Origin of the sequence: Wolbachia endosymbiont of Tettigetta isshikii (assembly GCF_041154185.1) — a bacterium.
In the GTDB taxonomy this organism is placed as follows: domain Bacteria; phylum Pseudomonadota; class Alphaproteobacteria; order Rickettsiales; family Anaplasmataceae; genus Wolbachia.
Genome location: NZ_JBFTEN010000015.1, coordinates 11,609 through 28,950 on the forward strand (window position 1 = coordinate 11,609; position 17,342 = coordinate 28,950).

General features: G+C 35.8%; 14 protein-coding genes, 2 tRNA genes and 1 pseudogene. 7 read left to right on the forward strand and 10 right to left on the reverse strand.

Going from position 1 to position 17,342, the window contains the following annotated elements; all coding sequences use genetic code 11:
- Positions 1-6: 6 nt before the first annotated feature.
- The 4 genes and pseudogenes from cysS to AB6N09_RS03825 all read right to left on the reverse strand — a co-directional run bounded on the left by cysS (position 7) and on the right by AB6N09_RS03825 (position 3,244).
- Positions 7-1,379: pseudogene (gene cysS / locus AB6N09_RS03810) on the reverse strand (cysteine--tRNA ligase).
- Positions 1,372-2,028, reverse strand: a complete 657-nt coding sequence (locus tag AB6N09_RS03815; protein ID WP_411131619.1) for an exopolysaccharide biosynthesis protein — start codon at positions 2,026-2,028, stop codon at positions 1,372-1,374. The pseudogene cysS and the gene AB6N09_RS03815 overlap by 8 nt, the downstream one beginning before the upstream one ends.
- Positions 2,029-2,158: 130 nt before the next feature.
- A complete protein-coding gene (gene tatA / locus AB6N09_RS03820; RefSeq protein ID WP_006013840.1) occupies positions 2,159-2,326 on the reverse strand; it encodes a twin-arginine translocase TatA in 168 nt (55 codons plus the stop codon).
- Between the two features lie 141 nt (positions 2,327-2,467).
- Complete coding sequence (locus tag AB6N09_RS03825) at positions 2,468-3,244, reverse strand: ABC transporter ATP-binding protein (RefSeq protein WP_411131620.1); 777 nt, start codon at positions 3,242-3,244, stop codon at positions 2,468-2,470.
- 145 nt (positions 3,245-3,389) lie between these two features.
- Here AB6N09_RS03825 and AB6N09_RS03830 point away from each other — a divergent pair.
- The 4 genes from AB6N09_RS03830 to AB6N09_RS03845 all read left to right on the forward strand — a co-directional run bounded on the left by AB6N09_RS03830 (position 3,390) and on the right by AB6N09_RS03845 (position 7,487).
- Positions 3,390-3,463 (forward strand) — tRNA-Arg (locus AB6N09_RS03830).
- A gap of 691 nt (positions 3,464-4,154) precedes the next feature.
- Complete coding sequence (locus AB6N09_RS03835; protein ID WP_411131621.1) at positions 4,155-6,446, forward strand: AAA family ATPase; 2,292 nt, start codon at positions 4,155-4,157, stop codon at positions 6,444-6,446.
- Between the two features lie 68 nt (positions 6,447-6,514).
- The gene (locus tag AB6N09_RS03840; protein WP_411131633.1) at positions 6,515-7,411 is read left to right on the forward strand and encodes a class I fructose-bisphosphate aldolase; all 897 of its coding nucleotides are present in this window, start codon (positions 6,515-6,517) and stop codon (positions 7,409-7,411) included.
- Between the two features lie 4 nt (positions 7,412-7,415).
- Positions 7,416-7,487: transfer RNA gene (locus AB6N09_RS03845), tRNA-Cys, on the forward strand.
- Between the two features lie 1,362 nt (positions 7,488-8,849).
- On the opposite strand, the gene AB6N09_RS03850 is transcribed toward AB6N09_RS03845, so the two are convergent.
- From AB6N09_RS03850 to trmD, 4 genes are all read right to left on the reverse strand, one after another.
- Positions 8,850-9,656 carry a phosphoribosylformylglycinamidine synthase subunit PurQ gene (locus AB6N09_RS03850; protein WP_411131622.1) on the reverse strand — a complete coding sequence of 269 codons (807 nt, stop codon included), beginning with the start codon at positions 9,654-9,656 and terminating at the stop codon, positions 8,850-8,852.
- Between the two features lie 3 nt (positions 9,657-9,659).
- Positions 9,660-10,910, reverse strand: coding sequence for a phosphate ABC transporter permease PstA (gene pstA, locus AB6N09_RS03855; RefSeq protein WP_411131623.1), 1,251 nt, complete (start codon positions 10,908-10,910; stop codon positions 9,660-9,662).
- A 61-nt stretch (positions 10,911-10,971) separates the two neighbouring features.
- Positions 10,972-11,355 carry a 50S ribosomal protein L19 gene (gene rplS, locus AB6N09_RS03860; RefSeq protein ID WP_411131624.1) on the reverse strand — a complete coding sequence of 128 codons (384 nt, stop codon included), beginning with the start codon at positions 11,353-11,355 and terminating at the stop codon, positions 10,972-10,974.
- Complete coding sequence (gene trmD / locus AB6N09_RS03865) at positions 11,339-12,046, reverse strand: tRNA (guanosine(37)-N1)-methyltransferase TrmD (protein ID WP_411131625.1); 708 nt, start codon at positions 12,044-12,046, stop codon at positions 11,339-11,341. The genes rplS and trmD overlap by 17 nt, the downstream gene beginning before the upstream one ends.
- A gap of 69 nt (positions 12,047-12,115) precedes the next feature.
- On the opposite strand from trmD, the gene purC reads away from it, so the two are divergent.
- On the forward strand, positions 12,116-12,838 hold the full coding sequence (gene purC / locus AB6N09_RS03870; RefSeq protein ID WP_411131626.1) for a phosphoribosylaminoimidazolesuccinocarboxamide synthase: 723 nt from the start codon (positions 12,116-12,118) through the stop codon (positions 12,836-12,838).
- Here the strand turns inward: purC and purM are convergent, their stop codons facing one another.
- Positions 12,839-13,876, reverse strand: a complete 1,038-nt coding sequence (gene purM / locus AB6N09_RS03875; protein WP_411131627.1) for a phosphoribosylformylglycinamidine cyclo-ligase — start codon at positions 13,874-13,876, stop codon at positions 12,839-12,841.
- Positions 13,877-14,021: 145 nt separating this feature from the next.
- Here purM and AB6N09_RS03880 point away from each other — a divergent pair, with 145 nt between their 5' ends.
- Positions 14,022-14,654 (forward strand): histidine phosphotransferase family protein, encoded by a 633-nt coding sequence (locus AB6N09_RS03880; RefSeq protein WP_411131628.1) that lies wholly within the window; start codon positions 14,022-14,024, stop codon positions 14,652-14,654.
- A gap of 302 nt (positions 14,655-14,956) precedes the next feature.
- Here the strand turns inward: AB6N09_RS03880 and AB6N09_RS03885 are convergent, their stop codons facing one another.
- The gene (locus tag AB6N09_RS03885; RefSeq protein WP_411131630.1) at positions 14,957-15,772 is read right to left on the reverse strand and encodes a transporter associated domain-containing protein; all 816 of its coding nucleotides are present in this window, start codon (positions 15,770-15,772) and stop codon (positions 14,957-14,959) included.
- 381 nt (positions 15,773-16,153) lie between these two features.
- On the opposite strand from AB6N09_RS03885, the gene hemE reads away from it, so the two are divergent.
- Positions 16,154-17,194, forward strand: a complete 1,041-nt coding sequence (gene hemE / locus AB6N09_RS03890; RefSeq protein WP_411131631.1) for a uroporphyrinogen decarboxylase — start codon at positions 16,154-16,156, stop codon at positions 17,192-17,194.
- Positions 17,195-17,342 lie beyond the last annotated feature (148 nt).

Below are 17,342 nucleotides of genomic sequence, written 5' to 3' on the forward strand. Positions count from 1 at the left end.
ATAAGTTTACCAGGTCGTTGTACCATCTTCGTTATCAGAAATTGAGATTCCCATTTGTTTTAGTTGCTCTCTTATTTTGTCTGCAGTATCGTAATCTTTGTTTTGTTTTGCTGTCCTTCTTAAATCTATTAGTCTTTCTATTTCTTGATGACTCACGCCAGCAGTAAACCACTCTTGATAACTTGACCTGAGAAGACCAATAAATCTTGCGCTCTTAACGAAACTCTCAGTTAATTTGAGCTTCTCATATTCACTACTCGTTTTGTTGATTTTTGCGGCCATTTCATGCAATATGACTAAGGCCTCAGGAAGATTTAAGTCGTTTTTCAAAGCCTCTATAAAATCTTTAAAGACCTCCACATCACTTTTCTCAATATTCACTACATCGACATCACGTAATAACCGGTAGAACTTATTTAGAGTTTCTTGTGACTCAGAAATTACATTTTTTGTCCAATCAAGTGGTTTTCTATAGTGAGTTTTGAGCAGTGCGTGACGTATTACTTCACCCTTTATTCCGCTATGAAGTAGATCCCTTACCTTGACTATATTAAATAGGGACTTGCTCATTTTCTCTTCATTGACCGTAAGAAAACCATTATGTACCCAATATTTCGCAAATGTTGATCCTACAAACGCAGATTTACTCTGCGCAATTTCGTTTTCATGATGAGGAAATTGTAAATCTATACCGCCGCCGTGAATGTCAAAATCTTGACCAAGGTAAGCATGTGACATTGCTGAACACTCTATATGCCACGCTGGCCTTCCTTCTCCCCACGGGCTACTCCAGTAGCTTGAAAGCTTGTAGTCAATATCGTTTGCAGGCTTCCACAGTACAAAATCTCCTGGGTGTTTTTTATTTTCATCAACCTCAACTCTGTTGCCATGATCCAATTCATCAATTTTTTTCCCTGATAAAGCACCGTACTCAGAGTAAGATTCTACGCTAAAATATACATGCTTATTGGATTCATAGGCATGACCAGATTGCAGCAAATGTTCAATTAATTTGATAATACAATCTATATTTTCCGTTGCTTTTGGTTTGTATGTTGGCTCTGCACAATTTATGCTTTTCATGTCTTCATGAAAAGCCATAGTGTAGTATCTGCTGATGCTTTCTATACTGCTATTTTTCTCATTTGCCGCGTTGATTATCTTATCATCAATATCAGTTATGTTGCGCACGTAAGTAACTTTGCCATAACAAAATTTAAGCAGTTGAAATAATACGTCGTAAACGACAACAGAACGTGCATTACCTATGTGTGCCGTGTCATATACTGTTGGTCCACAAACATACATTCTTACGTGATCTTTATCGATCGGTATAAAAGGCTCTTTTTTTTTGTTAAGGTGTTATAGAGCCTAACCATATACAAAACTTTTTAGAAAAGAAAGTGCTCCAAGTATGAGCTGCGGTCCTTTAACTACTACAACAAGGGTAAGCAGCAATCCGCACAAAGACACTAAGATTCCCAGTATAGAGAGAAGCCCATCTCTACTCATAACACCAAGTGAAATGAGAGTTATACCAATTGCAGGGATGAAGTTAGTTAGGGGCAGCGGAATGGCTATCGATAATGCACAAAGCAACATTATGAAGGCTAAAATCTTTTCACCTGGCCCACAGAAAATGAAAGACATTCTCGGTTTCATGAATTTTTCTATTTTTCTTAAAGCAGGAGAAGTTTTTTCTACCATAAGAGCTAGTGTTGAACGTTGAAAAGACTTTCTTTCCAACCAGTGAGGCATCCAAGGATAATCAAATCCAAGCAGAAGCTGCAGCGAGAATAGGATTATAGGTATAGAAAGTATAGTTGTATAGCCAGGTGGAACCGGTATAGGTACTGATAGTGGCAAAGAGAAGATAATCATTAAAATACCAAAACCGCGCTCATGCAAAGCTGTTTTTATGTCAAACAGTGTTACTTTATCACTATTAGCGTTGTTGGTGTCTGCAACCTCTTTTAGAATATCAGAAGCTAATTTTTTATTTTCGGCTAATTTCTCACTTTTTTGCATAGTCATTCTTTAACAAAACTATTTCTTCTAACTAACATAATTATCGGGACATCTCAATCTATTCTTTAGCTAGTTCAGGTTTTTAAATAGATGACACGCACTGAAGTACGTGTCACAAAGTATAAAGACGCTAACGATCTGGCTCGTTAGATGATAGTTTTTCTGAGTCCTTAAGTTCTTGTTTAAGGTTTTTAATGCCTTTTCCCAGATCACCCATAACTTGTGGTAACCTACCTGCACCAAACAGAACTAAGATTATTATTAAGACTAGAAACAATTGCCATGGTCCTAAGCTCATTTGTACCTCCATTTAAAATGTTAACTTTTAGAAGTTGAAACCTGACTGAAGTCAAGTAACACATAAATTATATAACATTATTTAGTTATAGATCAAAATTTTTTAGCGTTTGGTCCTGCTTTATAATAATTGCAAACTAGATTATTTTCTTGCAGCAAGTATACCATCAAACGGAAGCTCATCACCTAATTGCAAAGTAGAGAAGAACTCACTAAAGAACTTTGCTAGCGTATGATCTTTAGGACTATGATATATATCACTGGAAACTCCTGATTGGATAATTTTACCGCTTTTCATTACGTAGATAAAATCTGCGACTTTTAATGCTTCTTGCGGATCGTGAGTTACCATTAACACGGGGGTATTTTTACTTCTAAAAAGGGACAATATATGATTTCTTATTCGGCACTTTGACAGTATATCTAAGTTAGAAAATGGTTCATCGAGCAACACAACATCAGGATTTTGTGCCATTACTCTTGCTATTGCAACTAATTGTTGCTGCCCTCCCGATAGGGCATTAGGATACATATTTTCATATTTTTCTATGTTTAATAGCTTCAAAATTTCCAATGCAGTGAGATACTTTGCTTTTTTGGAGGAGCTACGAATAGCAAAAGTTATATTCTCTACTACTGTTTTGTGAGGAAATAGAGCAGAATGTTGAAAAATCAATCCGACATTCCTATGCTCTATTGCAATTGATGTGTGGCTACTTGCAATTAGCCTATCATTTATAAAAATGGTGCCAGATTTTGGATTTTCTATCCCTGCAATTAATTTTAAAATCGTTGACTTGCCGCAACCCGAGTGTCCGAGCAGACATACGACATTTCCTCCCTTTACCTCAATATTTATGTTGCTTAAAGCGAAATCGTCTTGACTGTTATAAGAATAACTAATGTTGTTAACTAGCATCAATTTAAACCGTATTATTAAATATAATAGCATTATACTCAAGAAATATACAGAAATGTTTTTTGTTATTATAAATTGGTGATGCAGGAAATCTAGAAAAGTACGAGATTTCTTGCTATGATTTTGTGCAGATAATAGAAAACACGGGACTATAGCTCAGCAGGATAGAGCGTTGGATTCCTAATCCGAAGTCCGTGCGTTCGAATCGCACTAGTCCCATATTAATTATAACACAACCATAAAACCTACAGTACTACTGAATCTCACTGCGTTTAAATGTCAACTAATATACTAACTTTGTATAGCGCATTCTTATTTTATGTATATTTAAAAAGAAAGTAAACAATTAAATCTTTTGTAACATTGATTGACATGGTGCTTTTAATGGAAATGTTTTCTAAAAAAAAGAGGAATTGGACTTCTTGCATAACTAGAAAAAGGCAATTATTTTAAATACTGACGTTTTTGTGTACTCCTAAAATTGCTTTAGTTATAAACATTAAAAAATTTACCAAGCGAAAAAAGGCAAAAAAACCCGAGTAGCTAGTTATTCACTATCTATCTTATAACATTGGCGTTTTTGATGTCTTAAACGACTTATAAGTGCGTTTGAGATTGTATAGGTAAAAAATCAGAAGTTTTAAAAAGACATACGGTGCACATAGTGCAAAAAATTAAACATAAGACGCCAAATATGCTAAGTTTTTTGTCGTTTAATCTGCACAGATTGAAGATAAATAATAGCTTCAGTATCATTATAAAAGTAACGGCGGAGGTTGTAAAGTAATTTTTTCGTTTCTATTGAATCCAATACGCTGATAGAAACTGGTTTGTTATGCAGAGATACCTATTTTTTAATAATTGTGTGCTATCAATTATATATAAGTCCCTATTTTTAAGAGAGTAAAAGATGATTTCTAAAAATCTAGAAGCAAGTTTAAATAGAGCACTGCTGATTGCTTCCAACTTTAACCTTAAATATGCAAAAGTAGAACACTTATTGCTAGCGTTAACCAAAGACGTGGATGTAAATTACGTTTTATCAAGATGTAACATCAGAGCTGATGAAATCATAAATATAGACAGCATCTTATCAAGGTGTAATGCTGATGGTTATAAAAAAGGTTTTTCTGAAGATAATCCTGACTTGGTTGTCAATGAAGTTAAGCCTAATTCGCTGTTTCAATGCATAATACATAGGTCCATAATACGGGCTCATAGCTTAGAAAAAAAGGAAATAAATGGAGCAAATGTCCTAGTAGAAATTCTGTCTGAACAGAATTTCTATATTGAAGACCTATTACAAAAGCAAAATGTAAAAGATTCTAACTTAATCTACCACATATTTAATATGAAATACTCGAGCGATACAGACGAATGCGCTACTAATCATAAAGTAAAGCTTGATAAAAATAACAACATCTCCACTACAGTAAATAAAGGTGTGTTATTAAAAGAGGAAGAGGTTTTACAAAGTTACTGTAAAAACTTAAACGATTATGCAAGAAGCAAAAAAATAGATTGCGTTGTTAGTCGCGATTACGAATTAAGTCGCACTATAGAGATATTATTGAGGCGTAGGGAAAACAATCCTTTATATGTTGGAGACCCAGGTGTTGGCAAAACAACGATAGTTGAGGGTTTGGTGTTGAAAATAATCGAAGGCAGTGTTCCCAATGCACTCAGGTCTAGCACAATCTATGCTTTAGATTTAGGAGCACTCCTCGCAGGAACCCGTTATAGGGGCGACTTTGAAGAAAGAATGAAATCCATAACGAAAGCAATCGAGGCAAAGCCAGGCGCTATTCTTTTTATTGATGAAATACACACCATCATTGGAGCTGGTTCAACAAGTGGTAGTTTTCTTGATGCTGGTAATCTGCTTAAACCCGCACTTGCAAGAGGTACATTACGTTGCATAGGTGCAACTACATACAAAGAATACAGCAATAGTTTTGAGAAAGACAAAGCACTAGCAAGAAGATTTCAAAAAATTAATGTGAAAGAGCCTTCTGTCAATGAAACAATAAAAATGGTAAATGGCGTAAAGCCTTACTATGAAGAATACCACAAAGTATACTACTCAGGACGCGCCATTAAGGCTATGGTTAAAATTCTACGTGAGTGTATTCCTGAACAGAAATCACCTGGTAAAGACATTAACATTTTAGATACAGCAGGAGCATACTGTAGATTACTAAAAAATAGACGTAAAATTGTGAGTAGTAGAGATATTAAGAACACCATCACTAGAATTACAGGTGCACCTTGTAGGTCTGAATTTAACGATATACAAAGAGTACAATCTTTAAAAGACAACCTCAAAAAGGTCATTTTTGGTCAAGAGCAAGCAATAGAATCTCTCGTCGGTTCTATTAAAATTGCTAAATCTGGATTGAGAAATTACAATAAACCCCTAGCAAATTATCTTTTTGCAGGACTAACTGGTGTTGGTAAAACTGAACTTGCAAAACAGTTAGCAAAAAGTATGGGTATGAATCTCATACGCTTTGATATGTCTGAATATATGGAACCTCATACAATATCAAGAATAATCGGCTCTCCTCCTGGATATATAGGTTACGACCAAGGTGGATTGCTTACAGAAGCTGTTTCTAATAATCAATATAGTGTCGTGCTTCTTGATGAAATTGAAAAAGCTCACAGTGATATTTATAACATATTGCTGCAAATCATGGATTATGGTTGCATTACAGACACTTACGGACGTAAAGTTAACTTTTCCAATGTTATCTTGATCATGACAACCAATGCGGGAGCGTTTGAACGCAGCAAAAGCTCTATTGGCTTTGGACACAAAAATTTTAACATTAGTGATAGCGAAAAAGCAATAAAACGAGTTTTTAGCCCTGAATTTCGTAATCGTCTTGATGCAGTTATTTCCTTTTCTGATTTAAATATGGATGTGATTTTGTATATTGTGGATAAATTCATTCAGGAGCTGAGAAAACAACTCATACAGAAAGGTATAAGCTGTTTAGTAGAAGATGAAGTAAAGTCCTATCTTGCACAAACAGGTTACTGCAAGGAAATGGGGGCACGCCCGATAGAGAGACTGATTGAGAAGGAAATAAAAAGTCACTTAGCTGAAGAAATACTGAACCGTCGACTAATTAAAGGAAAAAAGCTGAGAATTTACATGGATAAAAAAGAAAATAAAATTGCTTTTGGTATAACTTAAAATTTCTTGTATTGAGTTTCATCTTTGTTACAATTTATAATTTAAATCTAATTTGAGTTATAGTGATAATAAGCGATAAAGTAAAGCAAATCCTAAGCTACCACGAAAGTGAAAGTCCTGGGGTAAAAGCAAACCTCACCCGTATTCTCATGCATGGAAAACTTGGTGGCACTGGCAAATTGGTGATTCTCCCTGTAGACCAAGGATTTGAACACGGACCAATAAAAAGCTTTGAAGTTAATCCTGATGCTTATGACCCACATTATCATTTTCAACTTGCACTTGATTCAGGAGTAAGTGCGTATGCTGCCCCACTTGGCATGATTGAAGCTGGCGCTTCAACTTACGCTGGGATGCTTCCACTTATTTTAAAACTTAATAGCTCCAATTCTTTGCATTCAAAAAGTCTAACTTCCGATCAGGCAATAACCGCCTCTGTGAAAGATGCGCTGCGTTTGGGCTGCACAGCCATTGGATTTACCATATATCCTGGTTCTGCTAAGTGTTTTGATATGATAGAAGAGGCTCGTGAAATCATAGCTGAGACTAAGTCCTATGGGCTTGCAGTGGTGCTATGGTCTTACCCACGAGGTGAGGGAATTTCCAAAGAAGGTGAAACAGCAGTTGATGTTATTGCTTATGCTGCGCACATAGCAGCTTTGCTTGGTGCTAACATAATAAAAGTAAAACTCCCTACTAACCAATTGGAAAAAGAAAAAATAGAAGCGGGAAATATTGAATCGTTATCCAAAAGAATTGAATATGTCAGGAAATCTTGCTTTGCAGGAAAAAGAATAGTAATTTTTTCTGGTGGCGAGTCGAAGTCGGTGAATGATATACGCAATGAGGCAAAAGAAATTGAGCAAGGAGGCGGTAATGGTTCAATCATTGGGCGCAACATCTTTCAACGAAAAAGAGAAGAAGCTTTATCTATGCTAAAAGATATCATGGATATCTACATGTAAAAATGGCTGGGTGGCAGAATGGTTTATGCGGAGGACTGCAAATCCTTTTATACCGGTTCAATTCCGGTCCCGGCCTCTCCTTATAAAAGTTATAACGTCATCCAATAGAAACGAAAAACTACTTGACAAATTCCTCAATCGCCCTTATCATAGTACTGAAGCTATTATTTATCTTCAGTCTGTGCAGATTAAACGACAAAAAACTCAATGTACTTGGCGTCTTATGTTTAGTTTTTTGCACTATGTGCATCTCATGTCTTTATAAATTTTCAAGGTTTTTACCTAAAAAAAGCTAAAATGCGCTTGTTAAAGCATTTAAGACAATAAAAAACGTCAATTTAAAAGATAGATAGTGAATAACTAGCTAACGGAGTTTCTTTTGCCTTTCGTCTGCTTAGTAAATTTCTTAAATATTTATTACTAAAGTAGTATCATGGATCCCAGTATCAAGTACTGGGATGACAGGAGAAGGGGCGCTGGAATCCATGAATTTTGTCAAGTGTGCACCAAGCAAAGTGCGTAGAGTTCAGTTGGTGAAAATTCAACCTAGGCAAAGTCTAGCCAACAGCCTGGAATAGACTACTATGCTGCGTAAGGCAACGAGCGTAGTAAAGCTAAAGTAATGAATAACACAGGGTACAACGAAAGTGAAGGTATTGAGCCACGAAATGAATAGCACCGTAGAGGTCGACACTGTACTTGAAGTGGAAAACAGAATGAAGAATAACGCTAAGGCAAGACATTCTACCAGGATCTTAGGTCGTATCATGTGTTAAGATGGAATTTACGTAAACTTGCGAGATCCATTGTATTCCTGTTAAGGTCCGTTAGAACAAGTCAACAAAAGCAAGGACTAGCAGAAGATGTAGTGGAAGTTGGACTAGTACTCAGAATGTAGGAAAGCTACATACAAGGGCCAGCAGTGTAGAGACAGGTTTGTTACACCAACACAATAGAGGTTGGAATATGATACAAGGAAAAGTAAACCAGATAGCAGAAGCTAAAAATGCTGTGGATACTACACTGAAGACGCTAACTATGGATTAGAGATAAAAAAGAGCAAGAATATCAATAATTTATAAATTCAAACATCTGCAATAAAAAAACTAATGGGCACTTAAATTTAAGCAGCAGGCACCTTAAAATGGTCCATCAATTTAGTAAAATTCAAGAACTTCAATAGCTTAGCCGTATAGATGTGCAATGAACTGCCATTTTTAAGTTTGATTAAGCACAATTCAAAAGGTCACGATTTTCAATAACTTACTAAAATCTAATCCATAGTTAGCGTTGAAGAGCCGTCTGCAGGAAAGCCGCAAGTACAGTTCTTGTGGTGGAGTCATAAAAATAAATTAAGCAAGGGGGATAGGACTATGACTTCTACCAAACAGTTTTTTCGTTTCTATTGACATCGTTTACTATATAACATCGTGTTGTATTACAACGCTTGCGCAAAATATTTTAGTGCATTTTCAAATATAAGCATTCCATTGCCATATTTTGGCATAGCGATACCTAAGCGCTTACATTTCTCTTTTTCAAGCGGCCAGTCGTCCTGCTGAATGAAAAATATTCCTCTCTCTGGGTGAGGCATTAAAGCCAATACTCTACCACTTTTATCTGATAAGGCTGCTAGATCGTACGTAGATCCGTTTGGATTGCAAGGAAACTGCAAGTTGGCGTAGTTACCTTCTTCATCAACGTAACGCAGTGCAACGGAATTATTTTCAATCAATTGATCCAAAACACTCTGATCCATAAAAAACTTGCCTTCTCCATGAGCAATAGGAAGATACAGCTCATTTAGGTCCTGTAGCCAAACAGAATTACTTTGTGGGCTAACTTTCACTCTAATCCAACGGCATTGATAATTACCTACATCATTACATATTAAAGCCAGGTTAGAGAATTCTGGAATTAGCTTTACTAATACCTGACAACCATTACATATTCCTATAACAAGCTTATCCTGAGATAAAAAATCTTGAAGTTCGTCTAACAAGCTGTTTCTAATGCGCAAAGCAAACGCATTACCAGCACCAGTGTCATCACCGTAGGAAAAACCTCCTGGAATTGCTAGTATATTACTTGATTTTAGTTCACCTGGATTATCTATGATCTCATTAATATGAACGATCTTCACTTCTACATTGTTGATACCAAGTTTTCTACTACATTCTATAAATGCAAATGCAGTTTCCTTCTCACAGTTCAAGCCATAACCAGATAAAATAATAATTTTCATGAATTAAAAATTAAAAAACTCGAATTTTCTTTTTACAAAATTTACTACTAAATTCAGAGCGAACAACATTATCAACAAAGCTATAATTGCAATAGCAGCAAGCTCAACAAATGCAATCTCAGGACTACTTGACCATATGTATATTTGTACAGGCAAAACAGTTGCTGGGTCGAAAAAGGATGCTGGTGTGTCAGCTATAAATGCTACCATACCTATCATAAGTAAAGGAGAGGACTCACCCAAAACTCTTGCAACTGCAAGCACAGCGCCATGTATTATTCTCGGTAATGCAATCGGTAGAGAGTGATCCAATATTACCTTGATATGAGGCGCTCCAAGAGCAAAAGCTGCATCTTTTATTGTAATAGGAACATTCGCGAAGGCATTTTTTGTTGCAATTATAATGTTAGGTAACATCATAAATGAAAGAGTCATTCCACCAACAAGTGGCGAAGAACGAGGTAAACCAAATATACCAAGGTAGAGAGTTAAACCTACTACACCAAATATTATCGAAGGCACTGCAGCAAGATTATTTATACTAACCTCTACAATGCTAGTTATTATACTGTTCTTGGGCATAAATTCGTGAAGATAGATGCCTGACATAATTCCTATTGGCAATGCCAAAACTAGACATACCATAATCGTCATTAATGAGCCGATTAATGCTCCTAAAATCCCTGCATTCTCAGGTTCACGAGAATCAGATTTAAGAAATAAAGACTTATTAAAGAACTTTTTCACCCTCCCTTCTTCTTTTAGCCAACTAAGCAGTTCAGCATAATGACCATTGAAATATCTATCTTTGTTTATTGAATTGATTATACTTGACGCAGTAAGCCAGATTTCATACTCACCACTGTGCTTCACTTTCCCACGAAAAAAATTCTCTAGCTCCTTGTAAGAATTACAACTTAAAATCTCGTCATTACTCCTGAAATCGGTTCCTTTAAACACTTTACGTAGAGAATCATTAAGTAAGTCAATGGACTTATATCGTAAATCACTAGGATTATCTGCCAAAGCAAAATCAGCAGTTATCTCAACTGGTAACAAAATCTTCGTTATTGTTAATGCGCTATAAGCGTTAATTAATATGCTCAGCAATATGCATATAGGACAACCAAGCGAAATAACTAGTGTTACGAGAGAACTGAAATACAATGTTCTATTTCTTTTGTTTTTTCTTCTTATGCGAGCATGTACGCGCCTGGACTGAAGCAGTTTAAGGAATTTTGTTTTTATGCTCATCTATTTTTAGTCTCTTCCTATTGCCTCGGCGCATTAAGAACTGAAGCAACACCGTTTTTCATCAAAGCCGCTTAGATTTACCGCTTTTGTAAGTAGTACGCTCTTTTATTCTTACAGCTTTTCCAAATAGCTTACATAAGTAGTACAGTTTCGCTCTACGAACTTTCCCCCTTCTTGTCACTTGCACTGAAACTAGCGCAGGAGAATAAACAAAAAATTGTGATACTATACTTTCTCCATGACTCACTTTTCTAACCGCAAAAGAAGAATGCAATCCACGATTTCTTTTTGATATACATACACCTTCAAATATTTGCACACGTTCGCTTGCACCGTCAACCACTTTAAAAGTGACCTTCAAATCATCACCAGGACGAAACTCTGGCAATTCTTTAGCTAACACTTGCATTTGCTGCTTATTGAACTTTTCAAGTAAATTTGTCATTTATATCTCCATCTAATAATTCAGGTCTACGCCTTTTTGTTATAGCCTGAGACTGTTCCCACCTCCAATCACTTATTTTTTTGTGATTACCAGACAACAAAACCTCAGGCACTTTATGTTCTCTCCACTGCTTAGGTTTAGTATATTGAGGGTACTCAAGCATACCACCACCATAACTAAAACTTTCCTCAGTAATACTACCAGAATTACTTACTACACCAGGAAGAAGCCTAACACATGTATCAAGAACTACCATCGCAGCCGGCTCGCCTCCTGAAAGTACATAATCTCCGATACTTAACTCATAAGGAGTATACTCATCAACCACTCTTTGGTCAATACCCTCAAATCGACCACACAATATTGTTATATGAGTGAATCCTATTAACTCTTTTGCAATGCTTTGATTAAATCTCGCGCCAGATGGAGTCATATAAATAAATTTAGTATCCTTATAAGCGGTAAGCACACTATCAATTGCATCACCAGTAACATCAGGGCGCATAATCATTCCTGCCCCGCCTCCATATGAAACATCGTCTACTGTTGAGTATTTATCCTTAGCAAAGGAACGAATATTCATAACTTCAAGATTCCATATTTTCTTTTCTAACGCTTTTCCAGCAATGGAATAGTTCAAAAATCCAGGAAACATCTCTGGGAATATGGTTAATATTGTAACATTGAACATCTTTGCAAATTTATAGTAAACTTAGGCAGTAAATTGATGTAATATCTACAATATATAGTTAAATCAAATATGCTGCCAGACAAAATAATATACGAAGGTAAAGCGAAATCTATTATTAAAGCTAAAGATCCGTTAACTGTTATACAGCACTTTAAAGATGACGTCACAGCCTTCAATAAAGAAAAATATGAAATTATTGAGGGTAAGGGAATAATCAACAACTTCATTAGTGCTTTCATCATGGAAAAGCTTGAGAAAGCAGGAATTGGCACGCACTTTATAAAAACTCTGAATAAAAGGGAGCAGCTAGTTAAAAAACTAGAGATTATACCTCTTGAAATAGTAGTGAGAAATACCGCAGCTGGTAGTTTTTGCAAACGTTTTAATGTAAAAGAAGGCAAGAAGCTTACATCTCCCATAATCGAATTTTTCTATAAAGATGACAATCTGGCTGATCCAATGGTAAATGAAACCCATGTACTATATTTTGGCTGGTTATCTCGTGAAGAAATGGAAGAGGTTAAAACTACAACCTCAAAAATCAATACAATTCTAATTGACTTATTTTTAAATACAGGAATAGATTTAGTCGATCTCAAATTAGAATTTGGCAGGTTAATGAGCGATAGAACAAAGATCATCCTAGCTGACGAGATCAGCCCCGACAATTGCAGGTTATGGGATAACAGTACTCACAAAAAACTAGACAAAGATATCTTCCGTTTAAGTTTAGGAAACCTAAAGGAAGCATATTTAGAAGTTGCAGAAAGGTTGTCAGTGAAGTTAGTCTAACTAAGGTGCTATTTCATCAAGTGGTGGTCTATACTTCTTATGAAGCTTTCCTATAATTTCAATTTTTTCTCCACGTTTTTGGAAATGATTTTTTACACTTTGCACATTTTCAGGATCTACGATTAATGCCATACCAATACCACAATTGAATGTCCTTAACATTTCCCTCTTCTCTACTTTACCCTCTTTTATCAGCCACAAAAATATATCTGGCCATTCCCAAGAACAAATGTCTATGTCAGCAAACAAATCTTCTGGGAGAATCCGCGGAACATTATCTACCAAGCCACCACCTGTGATGTGTGCAATACCTTTCACCTTTGACATAATAGGCAATAAAGAATCAGCGTATATTTTTGTTGGTTCGAGTAGTATCTCACTCCAGGTTTTATTATTCCATGGAGATAAATCATTATAATTTATGCCTAAACTTTCAAAAATATATCGCACCAAAGAAAACCCATTCGAGTGAATTCCACTTGACTCTAAGCCAACTATACAGTCACCTTTCTTCATAGTGTTGCATTTTGGAAGGATCTTACTTTTATCGACCACTCCAACCACAAATCCTGCAAGGTCATAGTGATTATTATTATACATTCCAGGCATCTCTGCGGTTTCTCCACCAACTAATGCTATATTGGCCTGTTTACATCCTTCTGCAATACCCTGAACTACGGATAATAAAACATCTTTACTTAAAGTACCTGTTGCGAAATAATCAAGAAAAAATAAAGGTGTTGCTCCTTGCGCAAGCAAGTCATTCACACACATTGCAACTAGATCTATGCCTATATTATCATGTTTGTTTACTTCTTGAGCTATCAACAGCTTTGTACCCACCCCGTCAGTTGAAGAAACAAGTACTGGGTGGTCATATTTTTTACTCAGCGCAGAAAAATCGAACAGTGCGGAAAATGAACCTTCTTCATTAATAACCTCTTCTTTTTTTTTAGTTTTCCCAACTATAAGGTTGACCTCTTTTATTAGCTTATTATACAGCTTAAGGTCTACTCCTGATTTAGCATAAGTACTCATAATCTTTACACAAATTTTACGATTATTAATATTATATTAATAACCTGGCACAAAAAGTACAACGAAACTTTCTCTCAATTGACTATCATATGTCTACCGATATAGGTTAGCCTAAATCATTTACAATTGTCTAATGAGCAAAAACGTGTTGTTGATAACAGAGCTACTATCAGGACGACTACTTCATGACTTTGCTAACTCTATGAATGGGATAATGTTTACCTTAGAAGAGCTTGAGGCAAGTGACAAGAACGACTCTGGCTCGTGGAAGGAAGCATTGTCATTACTTATGGAAAGTTCTAATGATTTAATGCACAAATACAAAGTTATGAAACAGGCATACTCTTCTTCAGCAGATAACCGCAGCTTTGACCGAACCAAACTGAATATAGAGAACTATCTGCTAAAAAAAAAAATAAAATTCACGTGGAAAACGGATGCACATTTTGTGAAATGCAAAACAAGTTTAATTGAAAAGATAAACAAAATAATTTCCAATATGGTAATAACAATAGCCAGTGCAGTAGCAGAAGTTGAACGGATGTCTGTTTTATTAAGCCAGGAGAAAGACAAAACTCTATTAACTATGCAAGTTTCAAGTGAATACAAGCCTTTAAGCAAATCATTAGTAATGAAATTAAGCAAGAAAAGAGATGACAACCTAAATACAAAAGATATTAGCATCTACATGACCTACTTACTACTGGAGTACTATAATGCTAAAATACACTGTACTTGTGAAAACAACTTGTTGGAAATAGGCTTAACTTTGACTTAAAGCGATTCCACACTTTGTAAAAGCACCTACAAGTGTTAACGCAAAAATTGAAACTTTCCACAGCACCTCGGATCTAGACTAAGCGCACTTATCTAAAGTACGTATCAGCGCTATGCATATAAATATTGTAGACCTCTTTACCTAAAGGTAAAACACTTCCTCACGAGGAATATCAATAGATCTCTTTCATAACCAATTTATGATATGGAATTTTCAGGAGAAACGCAGATGAGCAACGCAGAATACTTGAGGAGCGTAAGCAAGTTTTGACGCAAAATCAGAAATCAGTTTATGCAAGAGATCTAGTTTCTGTAATCACTCAAGTCTAATATTACCTTATCAATATACCTCTCACTTGCATTCTTAACAACGAATTTCGCACCATTTTTGTACTTAACAACTTCACCTACAGATGGTACCTTGCCAGCAACTGAAAGAATTAACCCACCAAGTGTTGCATAATCCTCCTCGGGGCTGCGTAATTCTATTTTTAGATCTTCCTCTATGTCCTTTATCAGAGTCCTAGCTGATATCTCAAACTTACTTTGAGATAACTTTACAATTGCATACTCAGAAGATTCACTTCCACTGTTAATATTTGACACCAATTCTTCCATAAGATCAGTTACTGAAATTAAGCCATCAGTTCCACCATATTCATCCAACACAACAGCTAAATACGATCTGGAAGATCTCATCTTAACGAAAAGGTTGGTAGTCTTCATCGAGGGTGGTACGAATATTACGTTTTGTGCAAGTTCTCTTAGGCTAAAACCTTCGTCTTCGCTTAGAATAACATCTTTTACGTAGAAAAAACCTATCACATTATCAAAATCATTTTTATAAATTAACATCTTAGTGTGGCAAATATTTTTTATTTTTTTCATTACCTCGTACCTACTCGATTCAATGTCCACTGCACATATTTCTGTACGTGGAGTCATCACATCAGTTATATTGCAGTCATGGAATTTTATTAGACCATTGAATATATTCAAATCTGGTAAATCCTTCATTAGTGCTTCAGTTGCACACTCTCTCAGCATACGAGTTCTTTTGAAAAGAAACAGAAAAATTCTGTACGCTACTCGTTTTATAAAAGTTCCTTTTTTACTCAACTTGCTTCCTACTAATGGTAAAAATATTTTTGAATCAGATTTACCAAGAAAACTGTTGTTAAATGTTTAATAAGCATGTGAATAATGTCAAATTAATTTGTGGATTATCTGTTGATACCGGATACTAACAATTGATCAACAACTTTTTCACTGGTGCACACATAATTATATAACAGCGCACAACGGGAAAACCTTTTCCATAAGGGAAGATTACTAACAATCTGAACATTTCACTTATACACATAAGTTATTACAGAAAATCAATAACATATAAAAGTTACTAACATACTTATCTACAAGTCAGGCAATAAGAATCTTCATAGAATTTTAAGTTAATAACAGACCATTGATAAAACTATTGCTACTATTATACTTTACTATATGAAAGAAAACAGGTTAATTAAACTAGGAAACAGTAAAACAATAGTAGCAAGAACCATAAGTGAGGGCAGACAGGGTGAGGAGACACCAATTTGGATAATGCGCCAGGCAGGTAGATCTCTACCTGAGTACCGCGAAGCGGTAAAAAACGTAAATAATTTTATAGAGATGTGTTATAGAACAGATTTAATAGTAGAGCTGACACTGCAACCAATTGCAAGGTTTGACATGGATGCAGCAATAATCTTCTCTGACATTTTAATAGTGGCTGATGCTCTGGGTTGTAATGTGAACTTCATGCGCGGCGTAGGTCCGATGATAAGGCCCGTTGAAGATTTTAAAGAGCTGGGAAGTCCACAAGAAATTGAAACTAAGACCCTGCCAATTCTAAACGCTATAAAGGGAGTAAGAGGTTGTTTGCCAGAGGAAAAGTCTCTCATAGGGTTTGCTGGAGGTCCGTGGACAGTTGCTTCGTACATCATAGAAGGTGGAAGCAGCAAAACTTTTTCTAAAGTGCTGAACTTCTGTCCCTCAAGCTTGGAAAAGATAATCAAGCGGATAACAGAGGCAACAATCGTCTATCTGATTAAGCAAATAGAGTTTGGAGCAGATGTTATACAGCTGTTTGACAGTAATGCCGGAGCGTTGTCGAAAGAGCTATTTAAGAAATATGTTATTGAGCCGACAGAGAAGATTACCTTAGCGATAAGGAATAGGTTCCCAAGTTTTCCGATAATAGGTTTTCCAAGATCTGCCGGAAGTTTCTATAGGGATTACTGTGACCAAACGGGTGTATCAGCAGTGAGTATAGATTATGACATTCCAATAGAATGGGCAAAAGAAAACCTGAAAGTTCCTCTGCAAGGGAACCTCAATCCTAGTCTTTTGGCATATAACAAAGCCAAAGCAATTGAAGAAGCGAAGCGTATAATAGATTGCTTTAGGGATTTACCTTTCATATTTAATCTTGGACATGGAGTGCTTCCTGATACTCCAGTTGAAAATATCGCTGCATTAGTAGACTTAGTGAAGAGCTACTAATGTAATAGACTTCTCGCACCTAAACGGAAAAAGACAATATTTTTAGCGTTTTTTATAACGCTGCATGCTCTTAAATTGCTTTGGCTATAAATATTAAGAAGTTTACCAAATAAAAAAAAGCAAAAGAAGCCCAGGCTAATATCTGTTT